This window comes from Desulfobacterales bacterium (assembly GCA_034003325.1).
Lineage (GTDB): Bacteria > Desulfobacterota > Desulfobacteria > Desulfobacterales > JAFDDL01 > JAVEYW01.
The window spans coordinates 227,403-248,715 of the sequence record JAVEYW010000004.1 but is presented as its reverse complement, the minus strand read 5'-3'; the positions used below and the strand labels follow the sequence as shown (position 1 = coordinate 248,715).

Sequence of the window (21,313 nt, the reverse complement as noted above, 5' to 3'; positions counted from 1 at the left end):
AAGATTTACTTGGAAATGCCGTTAGGCTATAAAGGAACATCATGTATTGTTATATAGAATTCATCCTGATATAATAATGTATTAAAATATATGGTTGGGTTGGCATCCATTTAGCCTCTGAAGGTGTGCTGCAAAAAAATACAAATTCCCGTGAAATTAGCCGGTTGGCGATGAGTTTATGCTTTTGAGAAAAAGCTGAGAGTATTAGAGGCTGCATTGGCGAGGGCTCAAATCAATCAGCGGCGTCTTCTCTTTAATGCCCTTTTGCCGCAGAAGCCCCCGCATTCTTGTAACATTGGGGATGGGACCCGGAGGTTGTCATGGAATGCAGGAAGAAATCAGTCGTCATTGCGGAAGATCACAAGCTGTTTCGAGAGGGGCTGAAATCAATGCTCTCCATGCGGGGTGATCTGGAGATCGTCAATGAAGCGCCGGACGGCCTTGAGGCCATGCGATATATCAAAAAGCATCAGCCCGATTTACTCCTGCTGGACCTTTCCATGCCGCGATTGAGCGGCATCAGTGTCATTAAAGACGTTAAGGGTCAATTTCCGGCGGTTAAAATCTTGGCGCTTACCATTCACGAATCCGATCAATACGTTCTGGAGGCCTTCAAGGCCGGCGTCGACGGATATTGCATCAAAGACGCCAGTCGAAATGAATTGATGCTTGCCATCGACAGCGTGCTGGAAGGAAAAACATACATCAGTCCCGGTATCGCGGACAGTGTGATGGAAGGCTACCTGGAAGAAAGAAAGCAATTGAAAACCAAAACCGCCTGGGACACGGTTACCCAGCGCGAGCGTGAGGTGTTAAAACTGCTTGCCGAAGGCTACCTGAACAAGGACATAGCGAACTTCCTTCATATCAGCGTAAAAACCGTCGAAAAGCACCGCGCCAATATCATGAACAAGCTGGATCTGCATAACGCTGCGACCCTTACGGCCTATGCCATTGAAAATGGGCTGGTGACCCAGAAAGTTTGATGGTATCGTTAAGAAATCCGAATCCTTCAGCGATATTTGCGGTAATAGAGACAGCCGCTCGCCGGAATCGGGAAGACAGACCATAAGTTTCTGACTTCGGGAATGATCGCGTCAAGCGGTAGACAGCAAGCACAAATTGGTGGGCTTTCTGCCACACCACCAAGTCTTCAAACCTTTTTGCGGGTTCTTTCATTCTGACTCCTGAATACCTGAGCAGTTACGCAAATTTATTTGACTTTCTTCAACGTGTCGGCCAAAAAACCCGAAAAACGCTGCCAGGATTTTCTGTCGGCATCCTCCCGGTACGCCTCGGATCCGAATACGGTAAAGGCATGGGGGGCGCCGCTGTAAGTGATCATCTCGTGAGAAACGTGGTTTTGTTCCAACTCCTTGGCCAATTTGGCAAAATCGTCCATGGGGATGGCTGTGTCTGCCGTGCCGTGCAGGATCAGCAGACGGCCCTTTGTCCGGGTGTAATTTTGTCCTTCCGGTGTGCTTAACCCACCGTGAAAGGAAACAAATCCCTTCATTTCCGCCCCTGATCGGGCATACTCCAACACCGCCGCGCCCCCGAAACAGTACCCCATTACCACCGCGTTGCCGATATCCGCCCCCATGGCGGCCGCCTTTTCCACCGCTCCTGCGATCAGCGCACGCATCTTTGTCCGGTCTTTATACAGTTCACCGGTATGCTGGCGTTTGTCTTCCATCCGGGTCGGCCGGACACCGGCGCCGAACAAATCGGCCGCAAATACCGTATAACCCATTTTGGCCAGCATTTCGGCGCGCTTCACCTCATAATCCGTCAATCCATCCCAGTCGTGAATCAGCAACACCATGGGCGCCTTAGCGCCGGCGTCGACAAAAAAGCCCTCATAAGGCACGCCATCGATTTCATAGGGCACGGACCGGCCGGCCGCACCGGCCGTGGATGCAATTCCTAAAATCAATAGAAAACCGAATATGTATTTCATCGGAAGCCTCCTGTTTACTTCTTTTCAGGCTCGGAGACGGTTAACACCGGGCACGGGGCCAGATGCACCACCTTATCGGCAATCGAACCAAAGATCCATTTTCGCCACCCCGTCCAGCCATGGGTGGCGATCACGATCAGGTCGGCATGCTCTGATTCGGCCAGTTGTATGATTTCATCAACGGCGCTGCCCTGCCTGACCACCTTCCGGGTGCCGACGCCATCCGGTATCCGGTCTTTGCTGATTGTTCCCAGCGATTCGGTTGCATGTCGAAGCAATTCTTCCCGGTATTGTTCCATATCAAATTTCGCGGGCACACCGGAGACAAACGGGTACGCGGGCGTAATGACGTTGACGAGAATGAGTTCCGCGGAAAAATGTTCCGCGAGTTCTACTGCTGCTTCGATCCCTTTGAAAGACGGTTCGCTGAAATCGGTCGGACAGATTATTTTTCGAATGGGTAACATGGCTTCCTCCTTTCATTGGGGTGAAGCGAAATCCGGAATTGCTGCTTATGCAATGCGGTTCGCGTGATGGCTCGTTGTAACCGTTGCCGGTGGTGAAAAATATTTCACTTTTCATTCGGTTCTTGAAACGGACCCCTTGGCTGAACACCACTCGGTTGCCGCTCCCTCTAAAGTTTGATGCGGTCCCTGCTTCCGGAAAGAACGGCCACCATCACCGGTTTTCCTTTCCACAAGGCTTCGGTGACCGTCAGGCCGAAGCCTTCTTTGAGTGATTTTTGAAGCACAAAATCGGCCAGGCGGCGGTCGTGCAGGCCATGATACACCCAGGACGCAAGGTCGTTCTGATATTCCGGGTCGACAAAATCGGTGCGCAACAGCCCGTCCCAGAAGTGAAAATACATCATCGCCGGATTCGTCATGCGTTGGAGACGGTCGAGAAGATCGCGCAGATTATACGCCTTCTCGCCGGTGGCGATGACAATCAACGCACAATCGGTGACCATAAATGGATTTGCCATGCCCGTTTGCTTTCCTATCGTTCAATATGGATGGGTTGTCCCGCGTGCACAGGGGCGTTCTGTTGCCTTTTAGCATGACCGTTTATTGTCCATAGAAAAATAAGGTCCATACCCTATTTTGTTAAGGGTAACGACCTATGAATTGAAAACCACCGTGCAACGGTACGGTGAAAGCCTTTTCTGACTTGGATAGCGGCAATACATCTCATTTAGGATAAATTTACATGGTACACCCTATTGTCTCAGCGGCCGGGAACGGGTAGTTCTTTTCTCATGTAAAACCCGTTTCAAACCGCTTGACGCCGTCTTAAGTGCCCTTTGTCAGAAACATACACGAAAAAGCGTGTATCATTGGAGAAGGTCGTTGGCAGCCAAGCAGCCCAGCCGTCCGACTTTCGGCTTTGCCGGGTTAGGCCCCTAACAGGAAACAAAGGTTTCATTTCCAACAGTCAAGGAAGGAGATTTGCCATGCAAGATCCCTATTCCGCCGCCCCGACGCTTTCAGCATGGTGGCGACGCGCTGTCGTATTGGTTTTTTTCGTCGGCATGGCCGGTTTGATTTTCATGTCGGTGCAGGCATATCGATTCGCGCCGCCCATACCGGATAGCGTGGTCGATGTCTCGGGTGCCAAAATCTTCGGTAGAGAAGAAATTGAAGCCGGTCAGCAGGTATTTTTAAAATATGGCCTGATGCAAAACGGCTCCATCTGGGGTCATGGTTCCTACCTGGGTCCGGACTTTTCGGCGCAGTACCTGCACGAACTCTCCCTGGAGGCGGCAGGGGATATCGCAAGACGCGATTTCGGGGTCGATTTATCCGCTCTGGACGGTTCACAGCGAGCCCTGGTTAATGCCCGGGTAGCCACTGTCCTGAAAGAAAATCGATATGATTCAAAATTGAACCGATTGACGTTCGTGGATGCCGAAAAAGCCGCCTTCCGAAAGCAACTTGTATTCTGGGCCGATTATTTCAAACACCCCACAGTGAATTCAGGCCTTCCAAGCAACTATATTCACAAGGAAGACGACATTCATCACCTGACCGCTTTTTTCGCCTGGACCGCGTGGGCTAGCGTCGCCAATCGACCGGACAAGCCCTATTCCTATACCAATAATTTCCCCTATGACCCGACGGTCGGCAATACGCTGACCAGTGATGCGGTTCTCTGGAGCGCCCTGAGTGTCGCCATGCTGCTGGCTGGACTGGCCGTCGTGTTGTTTGTTTTCGGCAAGTTTGATTACCTGGGTTGGAAGGGCGGTCCCGAGGGCAGTTATCCGCTCATGCTCGCGGGTGAAGTGACCGAGGGACAAAAAGCCGCCATCAAGTACTTTCTCATCGTTGCGCTTCTGTTTTTAGCCCAGGTCATGATCGGCGGCGCACTGGCGCATTATCGTGCGGAACCGGGAAATTTTTACGGGGTGGATCTGTCCAGGTATCTGCCGAGCAATATTTTGCGAACCTGGCACCTTCAACTGGCTATTTTCTGGATCGCCACCGCCTATGTGGCCGGCGGCCTTCTGCTGGGGTCCTCCTTAAGCGGCAAGGAGCCGCGCGGACATGCCATCGGGGTGCATCTGTTGTTCTGGGCATTGGTCGTGCTGGTGGTCGGCAGTTTGTTGGGAGAACTGCTCGGGATTCATCAGGTCTTTGGCTGGCTGTGGACCTGGTTCGGCCATCAGGGCTGGGAGTATTTGGAATTGGGTCGGTTTTGGCAAATCATTCTGGTGATCGGATTCAGTTTCTGGCTGGTGCTGCTGTACCGGGTGTCGATACCGGCGCTCAAAGATCCCCATAAAAAAGAAATCACCCTGCTTTTTTTAGGGGGGGCGGCTTCCATTCCGTTTTTCTACCTGCCGGCCTTTTTTTTCGGCAGCACCTCCAATTTTACGGTCGTGGACACCTGGCGTTTCTGGATTATTCATTTATGGGTGGAAGGGTTTTTTGAACTTTTCGTAACCGTCCTGGTTGCGGTCACCTTCTATCAACTCGGTGTCGTGCGGCGCATCAATGTCGTACGGGTCATTTACATGGACGCCATCCTCTTTCTGGCCGGCGGCATCATGGGCACGGCGCATCATTGGTATTGGACCGGGCAGTCCAATTTCACGATGGCCCTGGCGGCCATGTTCTCGGCGCTCGAAGTGGTGCCGCTCACGCTTCTGACCCTGGATGCATGGGACTTTATCAAGTTGACCGGTACCGGAGAGGCCGCCGGCGTCCCCAAAAGGATCATTCCGCATAAATGGGCGTTTTATTTTTTAATGGCGGTCGGCTTTTGGAATTTTGTCGGCGCGGGCATATTCGGATTCCTGATCAATATGCCGGTGGTGAGTTATTTTGAGGCTGGCACCATATTGACCTTGAACCATGGGCATGCCGCCTTGTTGGGGGCCTTCGGCATGCTGGCCATGGCGCTGGTGGTCCTGGGCTTGCGCCATGTGCTGACCGATGCGCAGTGGGTCCTTCCGGAAAAATTTGTGAAACTTTCCTTCTGGGGCATCAATATCGGGCTGGCCCTGATGGTGATCACCAATTTGTTTCCGGAGGGCGTGTTACAAATCTGGGATGTTCTCGAAAACGGCTATTGGCATGCCAGAAGCCTTGAATTTATCGGCAGCGACCGAATTCGAATGCTGGAATGGATCAGCATGCCCTCCCACCTGGTCCTGATCGTGGCTGGTGTTGTGCCGATGGTAATCGCGACGGGGTTGACCTACCTTAAAACGATAAAAGCCTGATGGTATCCGGGCGGGCCATCACCGAGCCGGCCACCATCCCCCTTCATCGCATTGGGTTAATAGCGTTCGCCGGGGTTGATCGAAATAAAATGGAAGAATAAGCCGGGAAATCATATCAAGCAACATAAGGCAGGGCTATTCAGTTGGTTCTGCCTTTTTATTTTCAGGCGGCGATCTGCATGGTAACACCACGACCTTGGCATCTGAGGTTATAGACCCTCTTTATCAGAAACATGCACGCTTTTGCGTGTATGTTTGCCGAAGGTGAAAAGCAGCTTTTATTCATCTCGGGCTTCCCGGCTTCCCGGCATCTCAGCATCACCGCATCCCAGCATCCGGCTTTGCCGGATAATGTTTTAATACAGATAAATTGTTGGCAGGGCTTAGATACAGGATGCACCCCATTCCATTTATACCCTTCAGAACATAATAATCCATCCAGGAAGGACGCCCCTCTGATCCTTCGTTTTCCTTTTAAACACCTAAAAAAACCATCAAGCACGATCGGCGGTCCGTGATCGGGTCTCAAAGTATAGGGTTCGGCGCCAAAAGAAATCGGCTGTTATTAGCGTGAGGTTATCGGTAAACGAGAAGAGTTCTCAAGCAAGTGGTTCTAATTAAAAGTATATCACCAAAAAAGGAGGAAACCATGACTAGTTATTGCACGACGCGTGGCCGAAGGCCCGCCGGGTGGTACCTGGCATTCATGCTGGTACTGCTTATGGGAACGCTTATTGCGTCCAACGCCCGGGCACTCGAGCTGAATGTAACCTGGGGAGATCAAGACGGTAATACTGTACCCCTGAGCGATTACCGCTGGCTGCTGCAAGAAGACACCACGTATGATCTGGGCCCCGGAAAGCCTGACCAGCTGTCACTGAATTTTCACAGGAGCTATGCGCCGGTGGTGGCCAAAGGTAGGGGGGCTCCGCCTGACAACATACCCCTTGACCCCGGCAAGAGGTATTTTGTTTCGGTGCTACCGGATGCGGGGTATACCATAGGTGGTGCACCGGTGATAAATGGTGTCGCGGACGTGAAGGTAACGCCCCTTCCCCTGCCCACGGCGCAGATTTCAGTCTTTGTGTTCGAGGACAATTTTCCCATCAATAACGCGCCCGATCTTCCCGAGGAGCGAGGACTTGGAGGATTTAAGGTCACAGTGGAGGATGCCGGCGGCAAATACGGTATCACAGCGGGCGCCATGATGACGGATGCCTTCGGCAACCCTATCGGAACTGTATACGGACAGGACGGCAACGTCGTCAAAATGGGTGACGGGTCGGTGACCACGGATGCCGACGGCCATGCGCTGATCCAGAACCTGGCCCCCGGAAAGTATGGGGTCATTGTAATCCCGCCTGCCGGCCAGGATTGGCACCAGACCTCAACCATCGAGGGCAAGAAAGTCATTGATGCCTGGGTCAAGGCAAACGAGCCCCCGTTTTTCGTGGAGTTTGGCCCCCCCGGATTTCATGTGTTCGTTGGGTTTGTCAAGACCATGCGGGATCCGGCATTTTTCACGGGAGGCAACGAAATCAGTGGGCGGATCGTGAATCTTCACAACTCAAGACCTCCGGATTTCACTTTTTATACGGGCCATCCAATCCCCGGTGCATGGGTCGGGCTGAACAGCGGCACGGCTGGGACGGGCCGTGGCGTGTATGCGGCGCCATGCGACGAGAACAGCGAGTTTACGATAACCGGAATTCCCCCCGGGACCTATGAACTGGTGATCTGGGATGATAACCTGGACGTCATTTTCGCCACCAAGAACATCACTTTGCCGGCTGACGCGGGGGATCTGGGAGATGTGGCGGTGTTCAACTGGTTCGGCCGCCTGGAAGCCGGTGTGTTCGAGGACAGCAATCGGGATGGTATCTGGGATCCAGCCGAGAAGGGCCTGCCGGAGCAGCTAGTCAACATCCGCTTCCGGGATGGCACCATCTATCAGTCCTTTGCCACCGACTTGGAGGGCAAGGCTCCCTTCGATGAGGTTTTCCCCTTTTTCAACTGGTTGGTGGCCGAGGTGGACTTTACGCGCTACCAGGCAACCGGTGCCACATTCGTCGTGGATGCCGGCGGACCTGTTGTCCCTGGAGAAGTTCTCAACCCGCAGGAGCAACTTGAAAACTGTGACGGTGATTCTCTGGGCCTTTCGAGAACCGAACCGGGTGAGGTGCTCACCCAGGCGTTCCAGGTGTTCCTGGGCCAGACCGTCCGGATGGAGTTCGGCAAAGCGCCTTACGATCCCAGTTTGAACGGCGGGATATCCGGCATGGTCTATTATGCCACGACCCGGGCTGAAAACGACCCCCGGCTGGCCGCTGCTGAGCCTTGGGAGCCGGGCATTCCCAGAGTGCAGGTAAACCTGTATGTCGACGAAGTCAACAATGAGACAGGCCTTCCGGGGTCTGACGGCAAAATCGACCCCAAAGACCCAGCAAATGCGACATATCCGTATGTCCCTGTCCTATCCGATGTGGACAATTATCCAATTGGCTGGTCCGAAGGCGGAACAAAGGGACCCGAGGATGTGGATCATAATAATGACGGCGTGTTCGATTGGGGAGATGCGATCGCATTCACCCGGACCGACAGCTGGGATGACAACCTGCCGGATTGCGCGATGGGCAGCAACAGCCCTGCCCCCGGCGCGCTGTTCGGTGAACATGACGCCTTCGACGGAATAAGGAACTTCAACCAGGCGCGGCCTGGAGTTTTTGACGGTGGATACGCTTTCGGCGACCTTCCGGACGGCATCTACATCGTGGAGGCGGTGGCCCCGCCCGGTTATGAGCACGTGAAGGAAGAGGACAAAAACGTTGATTTTGGCGACGAATACACCGGTCCTTTCCTCCCGATAGACGGCAGCCCGGTAATGCCGGGCGAATCGCCGGATAACACGGCGCCGGAACAGGATACACTTGACAATCAGCCGCTCCTGGTGGGCGACTCCCGCCCGGTTCCGGCCGAATTGACCCTTTTTCCCGGAATTCCGGCTCCCTTTGCCGGTGAGGAGAGGCCCCTGCCGGACCGCAAGCAGGTGGCACTGAAGCCGGGCCTGAACGCAGCCTGCAACTTCTTTTTGTTCACCGAGGTCCCCGTGGCGGGCCAGGTAGTGGGCTTTATCCTGGACGATCTGGCCAACGAATTTGACCCGGCCTCTCCCGCCTTTGGCGAGAAATACGCACCGCCGGAGCTGCCTATTTCTATTCGGGATTGGAAGGGCAATCTGATCAGCTATTCGGCATCCGACAAGAACGGCGCTTACAATGCGCTGGTGCCGTCTACCTACACGGCCAACCTCCCGCAACCCAGCGGTATGTCGCCGCACATGCTGACAGTGGTGCTGAATGATCCGACGCATCCGACGGTAAAACATAATCCGAAATACAGCCAGTTCACCTACACCTTCCAGTATATGCCGGGGACAACCACCTACCTGGATACCCCTGTGGTTCCCATCGCTGCTTTCGCCGGACCGGAACAATTCCCGGTGGATGTCGAATTCCCGAACGGCACACCGGTCATCAAGCAGGTGGATGGCGGACCGTACGTTGCTGCGGCTGGTGCTTCGATCACTATAGAATCCATGGGCAACGTCGAAGTTCCGAACCCGGAGACAGGTGCGCCGCTTACAAGGGATTATGGATTCGGTGATTCAGCAGGCACCGTGACCATCGGCGGGGTGCCACTGACCGATATCATTTGGTCTTCAGCTGCTATCACCGGCACCGTGGCCCCAGGAACCACCACGGGTCAGCTCGTGGTGACCCGTGATAATGGTAAGTCCAGCGAGCTGGGCGTGACCGTCACCGTCGGACCGCTGGGAACAGGGCCGACCGGACAACCAAGAGAGGTTCGATATGTCAACGCCGGCCAGCGGATCCAGACGGCGATCGACAACGCGAACCCGGGCGATTTGATTCTGGTGGGCCCGGGAACCTATCAAGAGCTGGTGATCATGCACAAGGCGGTTCAGCTTCAAGGCTGGGGTGCCGGTGTCACGTTTATCGACGCGGTTCAGGTCCCCTCGGAGAAAATACTCGACTGGCGGGACAAAATTCAGGACCTGTGGCTAACTGCCGCATTCGATCTGCTGCCTGCGCAGCAGATCAATTTTGCCGGGCTGGAACCCGCCCTGGCAGCAGTTGAAGGCGCCGGTATCTCCGTATTCGCAAAGAACACGATCCCGCTATACGGCGGCTTCGGTAAGGAGTTCAGGGCGCGGATCGACGGCTTCACTGTGGAAGGTGCATCCACCGGCGGCGGCATTTTCGTCAACGGTTACGCCCACTTCCTTGAAATCTCCAACAACCGGGTCCGGCTCAACAGTTCGGCCCAGGGGGGCGCCATCACCCTCGGCCATCCCGCCCTGGTACTGGAGACGGCCGACGGCCTGGCGTACCAGGACGCGGGCAACGATCACGTCCGCATCCACCATAATCAGATCTCCGGCAACGGCGGTCTGGGCGGCGCGGGCGGCGGCATTTCTCTTTACACCGGCGCTCACTACTACGAGGTGACGAACAACTTCATCGCTGGAAACTTCATGCAGAATAACGGCGGCGGCATCGGCCACTTCGGAAGGAGCGACGGCGGCACCATTGCCCGCAACTCGATCATCTTCAACCAGTCCTTCAATCAGGGCATATCTGTATCCGGCGGCGGCATCTTCATCGGTGGCGCGGCACCGCTGGTCCTCGGCGGACAGACGCCGGGCTCCGGATCGGTGACGGTCGACGGCAACCTGATCCAGGGTAACCTGGCCGGGGCCGGCGACGGCGGCGGTATTCGCACCCAGTTCAACCTCCCCGGAGACGCTATCCGGATCATCAACAATATAATCGCGAACAACGTGGCAGGTCTGGCCGGCGGCGGCATCTCCATGCAGGACACGGCGAATATCGAGATTGTCCACAATACCGTGGCGCATAACGATTCCACGGCCACGGCCGGCGCGGCATTTGTGGATTCCAACCTGTCCGAGGCCCAACCGGCCGGGATCATATCCCGGAATTCCAACCCGGTCATAGACAGCAACATCATCTGGGAAAATAGGTCCTTCCACTTCGAGATAGCCGGCCCGACGACATTCAGTCTGGTGTATGACAGATACTGGGATCTGGAGCCGGAATCACTGCTTGTAATCAACTGTCTTTTCACCGGTGGTACCGACCCGGGTTTTGTTGCGCCATACTTCAACAACCCCAGAGGACAAACGGTTCTCGAGCAAGAGTTCACCACCATCCCGTCGGCCATGCCCGCATTCGATGAGGGCGGTAATTTCATCGATGTGCGCTACTCGCCGCTTTCCATCGATGTCGACGTTTCTAACGAAGCGGGCGTTCAGGTATCAAGCTATAAGGTCACGGCGACTATCCCGGGAGGCGCTGCCGGCCTGACCACCACGGATATGGACGGCGACCTCGCAGGAGACACCGGATATATCGGGGCCGACCGCTATGTCCCCCCGGGCAACCTGGCACCGGTGGCGGGTAATGATGCCTATACCATTTTACTGCCCAGTCGAGGCAATCCCGCGCCTCTTGTAGTGGCGGCGCCCGGCCTTTTGTCCAATGACTTCGATCCCGACGGAGATTCCCTCGTGGTCGATACCACACCGCTGGTTGACCCGATTAACGGCACAGTGGCGCTGAGCGCGGACGGGGCCTTTACGTATACGCCGACCAGGAGATTTGAGGGCACGGACGCCTTTTCGTACCTGGTAGGCGATGGCCAACGTTACACTGTTGCCATGGTGACGATCACGGTGACCATAAGAGCCGCCAATGAGGCGCCCAGCCCGACGGCGGCGGACATCATCACCCAGATCAACACAGTCGGCATGACCCGTGTTCTGCCCAACGATCCTGATGTGGGCGATAGCCATACCTACCTTATCCAGGTGAACCCGAAGAATGGAACGGCCACCGTGTCGGAGGGCGGTACGGTCTCCTATACACCGGTGTTGAACTTCCTGGGCACCGACGCCCTGACGGTTCAAGTAAAAGATCAGAATAACAGGACCGGCACGGTTACGGTAAACATAACCGTAAGCCTGAACCTGCCGCCGACCCAGGCGATGGTGGTTCAGATCCCGCCGGATGAGGACGGTATCGATTCGGACGGGGACGGCATTCCGGACAACGATAACAGGTATCTCCTCCTGGGCGCCGGTGATGGTTTCAGCACCATGGCGGATGGATACGAGCAGTATATCTTCAGCTTCCGCAACCTGAGCCATCTTCTTCCCGCAGTGCAAGCGGGTGATCCGGCTGTGAGAACAGTTCCCATGCACATGGTCATGCACCAGGGGATGCTGGGGGCGGAATGGCCTGCACCGACCATCAAGGTGAAGGAAGGCCAGAGACTCTACCTGAACCTGGCCAACGTGGGCATGGCGAAGCGTCCCGATCTGTTCGACCCGCATACGATACACTGGCACGGTTTCCCGCAGGCGTCAGCCGTCTTTGACGGGGTGCCGGATGCGTCCATCTCCATCAAAATGTTGGGCATGCTTACCTACTACTATAACGTGGTAGAGCCCGGCACCTATATGTATCACTGCCACGTGGAGGCCACCGAGCACATGCAGATGGGAATGTTAGGCAACCTGTATGTCACGCCGAAGCAGGATTACGATCAGGCATTAAAGGATCTAGGGACTCCGCCTTATATGGGATTCGCATACAATGACGGCGACGGCTCCACCGGTTATCATGTGGATTACCCCATTCAGATGGCGGGATTTGACCCGGCTTTCCACGACGCCAGTCTGACGGTACAGCCGCTGCCATTTCAGTTGATGGCGGACAAGTACCCCATGCTGAACGGCCGGGGCTACCCGGACACCCTGAAGCAGGGCAGCCTGCCGCCGGCAGCTGCCAATACCTTTGTGGATATGGCGACTGTGGTAAATTCGCCGGCGCCGCAGGTGGGCAGCTTCCACATTTCGGGCGACATGCTTGCGATGGTGGATGATGCTTACAACGGACTGGATCTGGTATTCACCTCGGGTGCACTCAAAGGCGCCTCCAGGCGAATTGCAGACTACACCATTAGAAAGCAAGGAAACAACACGCGGATCGAGGTCGTTCTGGCTGGCGCGCTTCCCCAGAAGCCTTCGGCAGGAGACGCCTTTACCATCGGTACGGCGTCGCAGAACGTCAGCTCCCTGATCCAGGCAAAACAGGGGCAGAAAATCCTGCTGCGCATCTCGAACCTGGACGTAACCCGGTTCTACACTCTGGCTTCCACCCTCCCGATGAAGGTGGTGGGGCTTAATGCCCGGATACTGCGGGGACCAAGCGGCAAGGACCTCTATTATACGACCAACTCAGTCACCCTGGGTGGCGGCGAGGCTGTGGACGCTATTATCGACACTACCGAGGTGGCTCCCGGAACGTACCTCCTGTATACCACCAACTTGAACTATCTGAGCAATAATCAGGAGGATCTCGGGGGAATGATGACCGAAATCGTTATTACTACACCGCAGGGTTAGTCTATGGGTCTACTCATTCAACAGGATAGTGGCGGGATTGGACAGCAAACGCCGTAAATCGACAGGAGGATTCACATGAAAGATAACATATCAAAAATAGCAGTCCTCGGTGCTTTAACGCTCTATATGGCACTCTCCCTGCTGATTGCAGGGAGTGTCCAGGCGATGATGCCCGGGATGATCGACGGAATTACCGGCCCTGATTTCACCCTGACCGCGAAATCCGGCCATATCAGCACCCCTGAGGGGAACTCGGTCTATTTCTGGGGGTTCGCCAATGCGACGGGGACTGATACCCCGATAGTGCAGTATCCCGGGCCCACCCTGATCGTCAACCAGGGAGATTCGGTGACGGTCGCTCTCACCAATACCTTGCCCGTGAACGTGTCCATCGTATTTCCCGGGCAGGGCCAGGTGACAACCGACCCCGTTGCTACCAACGCGGGCCTTCTTGCAGAGGAAGTGCCTCCGGGAGGTTCCGTGACTTACAGTTTCACGGCCGCTCAACCGGGGACGTATTTGTATCACAGCGGCACCCAGACCGACCTGCAGATGGATATGGGGCTTTTTGGCGCCCTCATCGTCAGACCATCGATACCCATGCAGGCTTACAACCACCCTGATTCGGCGTACGACGGGGAGTATCTTTTCCTGCTGAGCGAGATGGATCCCAAGATCCACAGGCTCGTGGAAATTGGCAGGATGGATGAGGTTGACACCACTACATTTTTCCCGGGGTACTGGTTCATCAACGGGCGCTGTGCGCCGGACACCATGTTTGCACCCTTTGTCAGCTGGCTGCCCAACCAGCCATATAACTGTATGCCTATGATGGAACCTGGCCAGAAAATACTTCTGCGGGTCATCGGTGCGGGAAGAGATTTGCATCCCCTTCATCATCACGGCAATCATTCCCGGGTGATCGCCCGGGACGGCAGGCTACTCGAATCGAGCGCAGGCCAGGGAACCGATTTGAGCTATGAGGTGTTTACCGTTCAGTCCGTGCCGGGGCAGACCGTGGACGCGATTTTTACCTGGACAGGCGCCGGAATGGGATGGGACATTTACGGCCATGGCCCGGATGATCCCATGGCACCCGGCGAGGACCCGAATGACCACGGTAAGCCCTTTCCGGTGCTTCTGCCCGAGACGGGAGACCTGGCCTTCGGCGGCTTCTGGAGCGGTAGCCCGTTCTTGGGCGCTTTGGGCGGCCTGCCGCCGGGAGAGGGCGGGCTTAACCCAATGGGCGGCTTCACCTATATGTTGCACAGTCATACAGAGAAGGAGATGACCAACAACGATATCTTTCCTGGAGGCATGATGACCATGCTGATCGTCACACCCCCCGGCGGTTCCATGATGGCTCTGCCTCTGGAACAAGGCGAAAACCCCATAATGGGAAAGGAAGGAGGGAATTGACATGATAAACCACAAGCCGAAAAGAAAATTTCCGGAAATTATACTTATGGGGTTGATCGCCCTGGCGGTGATGGCTGGCCCGGCCTATGGCGCGACGTATAATCTGAGGGCCGCACAAACGACTATCGATATGCCCGATGGTGCAAGTGTCATTATGTGGGGATATGCCCTCGTATCTTATGATATAGGCGATGGCACTGTTCCCGGGGATAACCTTATCACTGTCCCGGGACCGAAACTCATGGTTCCGGCGGGACAGGGGCTGACGGTAAACTTGACAAATGAACTTAGTGTACCGGTGTCCATTATCATCCCGGGACAGGTAGGGACTTCACCACCGCTGGTAACCCGTACTCCGGACGGCCGGATACGATCCTTTACCCATGAAACCCCGGCGGAAGGCGGTTCGGCCTCTTACATCTGGAGCAATATCAAACCCGGCACGTATCTTTATCACAGTGGAACCCATCCCGCTGTCCAGGTGCAGATGGGACTGTATGGAGGGGTAACCAAGAATGTGGTTGAGGCCACCGCGGACATTCCGGCGCAGGCCTATCCGGACATGCCCTACAATGAAGAGGTGATGATCATTTACAGTGAGATCGACCCGGCGTTGCATGCGGCGGTGGCCGACGGAACCTACGGTACTCCTGCCTATCCTAGCACGATCGATTACGAGCCGATGTATTTCCTTGTCAACGGGGTTGCCGCCGATGCGGAAGCGCCGATTGCTGCTATCAATGCAGGCACTACTGTGTTGCTGCGGTTCCTGAACGCGGGGTTGAAAGACCACGCGCCGGAGATCCTCGGCGCCCATCTGAGCGTCATTGCGGAAGACGGCAACCTGTACCCGTATCCAAAGCAGCACTATGCGCTGCTCCTGGCGGCGGGCAAGACGCTGGACGCGGTGTTTTCACCGCCATCCACGGCGGCAACCGGAAATTATCCGATCTTTGACCGCAGAGCTTTCCGGACCAATGTTGCTACGGTTAAAGGGGCGATGCACGCTTATATATCGGTCCAGGCACTCGTGCCTTGACCGGCGGCAAAAAGGATGAGTTGAACACGAAACCGGGCATCTTTCGGCGACGGGGATGCCCGGTTTCATCAGGTAAAGGAAAAGCGCATGAAGGGAAATGTTCTGGTGCCGTTGGTAATTTTTCTGGCCATTTTGTCGCTGCCGCTGAGCGAGTGCGCTGCCACATCGAAAAAGCAGGCGGCAAAAGAGGCAGCAATTACGGAAAGCATGAAAGAGACATGGGGCATTCAGATCACCGGTATGAGGTTGACCTCTTCAGGTTTCATGCTCGACTTTCGCTACCGGGTGGTAGATGCGCAAAAAGCAGCCCCCCTGTTCGATCGCAAAACCAAGCCCTATCTGATCCATCAGGAGACAGGGGCGAAGTTTATTGTACCGGCCCCCCCAAAAACCGGTCCCTTGCGCTCATCCAACGAGCCGAAGGAAGGATACGTCTACTGGATGTTCTTTGGTAACCCGGGCGGGTACGTCAAATCAGGAGACAAGGTCACTGTCGTCATCGGAAATTTCAAGGCTGAAAATCTTATCGTGGAATGATTCCATCGCAAGGCCGTATATTTTTTCACGCCGTCGTGTCTGCGTGGCTGAATAAGTTACGAGGGGAAACGCCTTCAACGTCATGTACCCTCGGATTGGTTGATCGCTGCTACCGTATGCACACCATAATTTTAACCTGTTAATCCGGCTTTTCAAAGGGGAGGGCGCTATGCGAGACCGACAGCGTCGTAATCCTGCTTCAAAAAGGAGGTTTCAGATGAGAAAAATCGCTTATCAATTTCTGGTGCTTGCCCTGGGAGTAAGCCTTTACGGCCTGGCAGCTCAATCTCTCGGGCTGGCGCAAAATCCGGTCACGGATCTAAGCCCTATCGAAACCCTGGGCAAAGCAATCTTTTTTGATACCAATCTTTCCAAACCGCCGGGCCAGTCGTGCGGCTCTTGCCATGATCCGGCGGCCGGGTTCGCGGACTCCAACCAGTTGGCGGTCTCGCAGGGGGCCATCCGGAACCGGTTCGGCAACCGCAATGCGCAGAGTGTCGCGTATGCCATGTTCAGCCCCCCTCTTTACTTCGATCCGGCCACGTCGCTTGCGATTCCTGAGGGTCAGTACAAAGGGGGCTTGTTCTGGGATGGGCGTGTGGACACTCTGGAAGACCAGGCGAAGCAACCATTTTTAAATCCACTTGAGATGCATAATCCGAACAAAAAAACAGTGGTGCTTTCGGTACGCCAGGCCGAATATGCCGATCTTTTTAAGCATGTTTTCGGTTCATCGGTGTTTAAAGACATCGATCTTACGTATGAATGCGTTGCGCTGGCATTGTCTGCCTATATGCAATCCCCCGAGGTCAGTCCATTCACGTCAAAATACGATTACTGGAAAAAAGGAGAGGCTGAATTCACGGAATCGGAGCTTAGCGGCTACCAGCTTATCCAGCCCATGGGAAAAGGCCGTTGCGCCAATTGCCACGCGGAGGGAGATTGGGGGCTTTTTACGAACTTCGGCCACCAGAACCTGGGCACGCCGCGTAATCCGGAATTGCCATACTACACGATTCCTACCGCACTCAATCCGGATAAAGAAGATTACATAGACAAGGGGGTGGGTGATTTCCTGCGCAGCGCGGGCTACCCGGAAGAAGAGGCGGCAAAGGAGGATGGTAAATTTAAAATCCCGTCTCTGAGGAATTGCGCCGTTACTGCACCCTATACGCACAACGGCTACCACCAAACGCTCCGCGAAGTCGTTGTTTTTAACAATACACGCGACCTTCCCGAAAGCAACTGGCCTGAAGCCGAAGTGCCGGAAACCGTTCACCGGCATCCGATGGCCATGCCGGGAACCCTTGGGCGCCTCGGTCTGAACGAGCAGGAAATAGATGATATCGTAGCATTTCTGCACACTCTGACCGATGGCTATCAACCATAAGAAACGGAACGGTAGAGACAATGCCGGAAAGGAACATCCGTATGAAAAAAATAGCTTATATCTTGATTGCAATGACTTTTGTGGTCGGTCCATCCGTTTTCGGAAATCCCCTGGCGTCACGGGCTCAGGCAGCAGAAGAGCCTGAAAATGTTGAATTGATAAGCCTCGGCAAGGCTATATTTTTCGATTCCAGCCTGTCGGTAACCGGTCTTCAGTCGTGCGCGAGTTGCCATGATCCTGTCGCCGCTTTCACCGGCCCGGATTCCGATGTCAACGACAGCCTGGCCGTTTACGAGGGGGCGATCGCGACGCGCTACGGCAATCGAAAACCGCCGACCTCCGCTTATTGCGGGGAGAGTCCTGTACTTTATTATAATCCAGACTACGACGTGAATTTAGGTATAACCTCATGGATCGGCGGCATGTTCTGGGACGGCCGGGCCACCGGCTGGTCGCTCGGCGATCCGTTGGCGGAACAGGCCATGGGGCCTTTTTTAAACCCGCTGGAGCAGGCCATGCCGAATGCCAAGCTAGTATGCCTTCGGGTTGCGCATTCCGATTATGCCGGGCTTTTTGAAGCGGTGTGGGGACCCGGGTCACTTGACTTTGTGAAAGATGTCGAGGGTACTTACGAGCGTATCGTCCGGTCCGTGGCCGCATACGAAAGAAGCGCCGAATCCAGCCCATACACCTCCAAGTTCGATCTGTTCTGGGCGAATGCAAAGGCCGCGGGTAAAAATCCGAGCAACATCCGGGCGAACGGCATCCCTATGGGCATGGGACCGGGCGGCGGCGGTGGCGGTGGCAATGCCCAGAACAACCCGATTCGCTGGGAGCATTACAGAAATCTCGGGCTGACCGATGACGAACTCAAGGGCCTTGCGGTGTTTAATGATCCGAACCGGGGCAATTGTGCTTCCTGTCACACCCTTACGGAAGGTTCCGCGGGTTATCCCCTGTTCACCGATTTCAGCTATCACAATCTCGGCATCCCCAGAAATCCGGAAAACCCGTTTTACTTTATGCCCCAAAAATGGAACCCGGACGGCATCAACTGGGTGGACCCGGGTCTGGGAGGTTTTCTCAAGGCAGCCGGTTATTCGGCAGAAATTTATTCGGTTGAAATGGGTAAATTCAAGACCCCCACAGTACGCAATGTCGATTTTCGCCCCGATCCAGGATTTGTAAAATCCTACGGGCACAATGGCTTTTTCAAGTCGCTGGACGGCATGGACGGCATTGTTCACTTCTACGCCTGGCGCGCCACAATGGATAGCGGCATGGGCGGAGGCGGTGGTATGGGTGGTGGTGGCATGGGCGGCGGTGGTATGGGCGGCGGTGGCATGGGTGACGGTCAGACGCCAAACCCCAATATGTTCCCCGAGCCAGAACTCGATGAGAACCGAATCATGATGCAGCCATTCATGTTCCCGACGGACGGGGTCAAAATTATAACCTTTTTGAAGACCCTTTCAGACGGTTATATTGAAACCCCCTGATCCGGCAAAGCCGGATGCTGGAAGGCTGGGATGCTGGGAGGCATAAAAGCCATCTTTCACCTTCAGTGAACATACACGCAAAAACGTGTATGTTTCTGATAGGGTCTAACGGGGTCTTTTGCTCCACAAAGCACCGTTGCCGATTATCGATGTCGATTGGCAGCGGTCGGCTCTCATCGTCATGCGCTTGCGCGGCGGGTGTGGGCGATGAGAGCCAAGGCCACCCCCGGAGGCCCGGCACTTGCTGAAAGCCGCGGCCCCCATATCCGCTAAGGTGCCTGCGCGTCCAGGACGGAGGGCGGCGACATGATCGTTTTTTCGAACCAACAACCACTTTATCATTGAAGAGGAGGGTATCAAATGAAAACAAAAATTGTAACTGCTCAGTAGCCAGGGGACAGAATACAGAATTCAGAATAAAAACAAATGAAAGCAGCCGGATTAATCTAGTTGAATGAAGACTCAGGAGGTTAGTGCATTATTCTGAATTCTGGCTCCTGAATTCTGTATTCCTGAGTGGTTACGAAAGTTTTTATATTTTGGTGACTTTGACCTGAAACCGTGCGCTATGGAGGTCGGTCCGTATCCGGAGGATGGTCCGGGAAAATCGGATTTCGCCGCCTGAAACCCTGACCCGGGAAGCGATCCATTTGCCTGTTGGGATGGGTGTTTATGAGATTCAGAACAAACGAGAATTGAACAGCGTCTCTATGGCGTCTTTGAACCGACCGAAGCCGAAGGGTTTATGCAAGACATCCGCCGCCGCGGTCATTCCCACCAATTGCTGGACATTTTCCGCGCCACAGCCCGTCATTACCACCACCGGTGTCTTTCGCGACACGGCCTTGATTTTTCCCATAAGGGTCAGCCCGTCCATCACCGGCATTTGCAGATCGGTGACCACCACGTCGAAACGCTGCTGCCGAAACAGGTTGAACGCCTCCTGTCCGTTTCCGGCCTCGGCGATATCGAATTCAAATTTACGGAGAAAAAGGGAAACAAGTACTCGTGAGTCCAGGTTGTCATCCACAACCAGCGCCCGTTTTCTCCGTTGTCCGGCAATTACCGGGCCACCCGGGACCTCCGGTGGCGTCACTGTTTCTCTTATCGTGTTAACCGTCATTCTTGCACCTCGTCCAGAAAGTGTGTAATGGCAGCCATACTGGGGGCGTGCATCGTCAATCGGACCTTTTGCTGTTTATATTCATTACGATTATCTGGCCCGGATGAAAATGGGTTCTACACCCTATTTACGAGTGCGGATCGGTGCGGTGAATGCTTCGGGGAATTTGGCGCATCGAGACTCTCTTCTGTTAATTTGCTTCGGACTATGGGACATGGATTTTGGTTGTGCTGGCTGAATGACGACATTTTGTTATCAGCGAGGGGGCGGCATCAGGTTTTTTTCTCAACCAGGCCTTTTTCAATGGCGAGCGTGGTGAGATTCGGTACATTGTGCAGATCGAGCTTGGACATGAGGTTTGAGCGGTGCTTATCCACGGTTTTGACGCTGATATGCAGCATCTCGGCAATTTCCTTGTTGGAATATCCCTCGGCGAGCAGTTTCAGGATCTCTTTTTCCCGCTGGGTGACAGTTTCCCACGGGCTTGCGGGCGTCACCCGGTTTCGCAACTCCAAAAACCCCTTCAGGACATTCCTGGAAATGGTGGGGCTGATGTAGGTATTGCCCGCCAACACAGTGTCGATGGCCATGAGAAGCTCTTGGCGGCCGTCGTTTTTACAGCAATAACCGTTTGCCCCGGCTTCGAATGTTCTTAGCACATGTTCATCGGATTCATGCATTGTCAGGACCAGAATCTTGAGCTCGGGCAGATAGGCCTTGGCTTCCAGCAATACGGAAAGTCCATTCATTCGGGGCATTGACAAATCCAGCAGGAGCAGGTCCGGCCGTAGTCGTTTGACGTTGCGAATGGCGGCCAGACCATCGGCCGCCTCCCCAACGATTTCTAAATCCGGCCGGGCTTCAAGGATGGCTTTCAACGCCTCTCTGAGCAGTTGATGGTCTTCTACGATTAATACCTTTATCGGGGCTCCCATCGCTGCCTCTCCTTATTCGAATGTTCATCGATTTTATTCGGCGCGTATGGACGATAACTGTGTGCCATAATAAGCGGGTTTTGCTTTAATAAATAATCAATTCAAATAGAAAGGCGGCATAATAGCATGTCGCTTGACCGATTGGTAATCAACAACCCTACCGGTACCTTACCTGGG

14 protein-coding genes are annotated in these 21,313 nt (G+C 54.7%); 8 read left to right on the top strand and 6 right to left on the bottom strand.

Annotated elements, in window-relative coordinates:
* The first annotated feature begins 320 nt into the window (after nucleotides 1-320).
* Nucleotides 321-986, top strand: a complete 666-nt coding sequence (locus tag RBT11_06000) for a response regulator transcription factor (GenBank protein ID MDX9786304.1) — start codon at nucleotides 321-323, stop codon at nucleotides 984-986.
* Here RBT11_06000 and RBT11_05995 read toward each other — a convergent pair.
* The 4 genes from RBT11_05995 to RBT11_05980 all read right to left on the bottom strand — a co-directional run bounded on the left by RBT11_05995 (nucleotide 940) and on the right by RBT11_05980 (nucleotide 2,945).
* Nucleotides 940-1,179: a four helix bundle protein gene (locus RBT11_05995; GenBank protein MDX9786303.1), complete on the bottom strand. Its 240-nt coding sequence runs from the start codon at nucleotides 1,177-1,179 to the stop codon at nucleotides 940-942. The genes RBT11_06000 and RBT11_05995 overlap by 47 nt on opposite strands.
* 34 nt (nucleotides 1,180-1,213) lie before the next feature.
* The gene (locus RBT11_05990) at nucleotides 1,214-1,960 is read right to left on the bottom strand and encodes a dienelactone hydrolase family protein (GenBank protein MDX9786302.1); all 747 of its coding nucleotides are present in this window, start codon (nucleotides 1,958-1,960) and stop codon (nucleotides 1,214-1,216) included.
* A gap of 14 nt (nucleotides 1,961-1,974) precedes the next feature.
* Nucleotides 1,975-2,427, bottom strand: coding sequence for a universal stress protein (locus RBT11_05985; GenBank protein ID MDX9786301.1), 453 nt, complete (start codon nucleotides 2,425-2,427; stop codon nucleotides 1,975-1,977).
* A gap of 167 nt (nucleotides 2,428-2,594) precedes the next feature.
* Nucleotides 2,595-2,945, bottom strand: a complete 351-nt coding sequence (locus tag RBT11_05980; GenBank protein MDX9786300.1) for a DUF5752 family protein — start codon at nucleotides 2,943-2,945, stop codon at nucleotides 2,595-2,597.
* A gap of 468 nt (nucleotides 2,946-3,413) precedes the next feature.
* On the opposite strand from RBT11_05980, the gene RBT11_05975 reads away from it, so the two are divergent.
* From RBT11_05975 to RBT11_05945, 7 genes are all read left to right on the top strand, one after another.
* A complete protein-coding gene (locus RBT11_05975) occupies nucleotides 3,414-5,684 on the top strand; it encodes a cbb3-type cytochrome c oxidase subunit I (protein ID MDX9786299.1) in 2,271 nt (756 codons plus the stop codon).
* A 649-nt stretch (nucleotides 5,685-6,333) separates the two neighbouring features.
* On the top strand, nucleotides 6,334-13,194 hold the full coding sequence (locus RBT11_05970; GenBank protein ID MDX9786298.1) for a tandem-95 repeat protein: 6,861 nt from the start codon (nucleotides 6,334-6,336) through the stop codon (nucleotides 13,192-13,194).
* Nucleotides 13,195-13,269: 75 nt separating this feature from the next.
* Nucleotides 13,270-14,613, top strand: a complete 1,344-nt coding sequence (locus RBT11_05965) for a multicopper oxidase domain-containing protein (protein ID MDX9786297.1) — start codon at nucleotides 13,270-13,272, stop codon at nucleotides 14,611-14,613.
* 1 nt (nucleotide 14,614) lies between these two features.
* Nucleotides 14,615-15,652 carry a multicopper oxidase domain-containing protein gene (locus tag RBT11_05960; protein ID MDX9786296.1) on the top strand — a complete coding sequence of 346 codons (1,038 nt, stop codon included), beginning with the start codon at nucleotides 14,615-14,617 and terminating at the stop codon, nucleotides 15,650-15,652.
* A gap of 87 nt (nucleotides 15,653-15,739) precedes the next feature.
* A complete protein-coding gene (locus RBT11_05955; protein ID MDX9786295.1) occupies nucleotides 15,740-16,189 on the top strand; it encodes a hypothetical protein in 450 nt (149 codons plus the stop codon).
* Nucleotides 16,190-16,406: 217 nt separating this feature from the next.
* On the top strand, nucleotides 16,407-17,579 hold the full coding sequence (locus RBT11_05950; GenBank protein MDX9786294.1) for a cytochrome c peroxidase: 1,173 nt from the start codon (nucleotides 16,407-16,409) through the stop codon (nucleotides 17,577-17,579).
* 41 nt (nucleotides 17,580-17,620) lie between these two features.
* Nucleotides 17,621-19,078 carry a cytochrome c peroxidase gene (locus tag RBT11_05945; GenBank protein ID MDX9786293.1) on the top strand — a complete coding sequence of 486 codons (1,458 nt, stop codon included), beginning with the start codon at nucleotides 17,621-17,623 and terminating at the stop codon, nucleotides 19,076-19,078.
* 679 nt (nucleotides 19,079-19,757) lie between these two features.
* Here RBT11_05945 and RBT11_05940 read toward each other — a convergent pair.
* Together RBT11_05940 and RBT11_05935 are read right to left on the bottom strand one after the other, a co-directional pair.
* Nucleotides 19,758-20,201, bottom strand: a complete 444-nt coding sequence (locus RBT11_05940; GenBank protein MDX9786292.1) for a response regulator — start codon at nucleotides 20,199-20,201, stop codon at nucleotides 19,758-19,760.
* A 272-nt stretch (nucleotides 20,202-20,473) separates the two neighbouring features.
* Entirely contained in the window at nucleotides 20,474-21,136 is a 663-nt protein-coding gene (locus tag RBT11_05935; protein MDX9786291.1) for a response regulator transcription factor, read from the bottom strand.
* Between the last annotated feature and the right edge of the window lie 177 nt (nucleotides 21,137-21,313).

What these genes read in the sequence shown, in the direction of transcription:
- RBT11_06000 (MDX9786304.1), top strand. Translation starts at nt 321, where the DNA reads ATGGAATGCAGGAAGAAATCAGTCGTCATTGCGGAAGATCACAAGCTG.
- RBT11_05995 (MDX9786303.1), bottom strand. Translation starts at nt 1,179, where the DNA reads ATGAAAGAACCCGCAAAAAGGTTTGAAGACTTGGTGGTGTGGCAGAAA.
- RBT11_05990 (MDX9786302.1), bottom strand. Translation starts at nt 1,960, where the DNA reads ATGAAATACATATTCGGTTTTCTATTGATTTTAGGAATTGCATCCACG.
- RBT11_05985 (MDX9786301.1), bottom strand. Translation starts at nt 2,427, where the DNA reads ATGTTACCCATTCGAAAAATAATCTGTCCGACCGATTTCAGCGAACCG.
- RBT11_05980 (MDX9786300.1), bottom strand. Translation starts at nt 2,945, where the DNA reads ATGGCAAATCCATTTATGGTCACCGATTGTGCGTTGATTGTCATCGCC.
- RBT11_05975 (MDX9786299.1), top strand. Translation starts at nt 3,414, where the DNA reads ATGCAAGATCCCTATTCCGCCGCCCCGACGCTTTCAGCATGGTGGCGA.
- RBT11_05970 (MDX9786298.1), top strand. Translation starts at nt 6,334, where the DNA reads ATGACTAGTTATTGCACGACGCGTGGCCGAAGGCCCGCCGGGTGGTAC.
- RBT11_05965 (MDX9786297.1), top strand. Translation starts at nt 13,270, where the DNA reads ATGAAAGATAACATATCAAAAATAGCAGTCCTCGGTGCTTTAACGCTC.
- RBT11_05960 (MDX9786296.1), top strand. Translation starts at nt 14,615, where the DNA reads ATGATAAACCACAAGCCGAAAAGAAAATTTCCGGAAATTATACTTATG.
- RBT11_05955 (MDX9786295.1), top strand. Translation starts at nt 15,740, where the DNA reads ATGAAGGGAAATGTTCTGGTGCCGTTGGTAATTTTTCTGGCCATTTTG.
- RBT11_05950 (MDX9786294.1), top strand. Translation starts at nt 16,407, where the DNA reads ATGAGAAAAATCGCTTATCAATTTCTGGTGCTTGCCCTGGGAGTAAGC.
- RBT11_05945 (MDX9786293.1), top strand. Translation starts at nt 17,621, where the DNA reads ATGAAAAAAATAGCTTATATCTTGATTGCAATGACTTTTGTGGTCGGT.
- RBT11_05940 (MDX9786292.1), bottom strand. Translation starts at nt 20,201, where the DNA reads ATGACGGTTAACACGATAAGAGAAACAGTGACGCCACCGGAGGTCCCG.
- RBT11_05935 (MDX9786291.1), bottom strand. Translation starts at nt 21,136, where the DNA reads ATGGGAGCCCCGATAAAGGTATTAATCGTAGAAGACCATCAACTGCTC.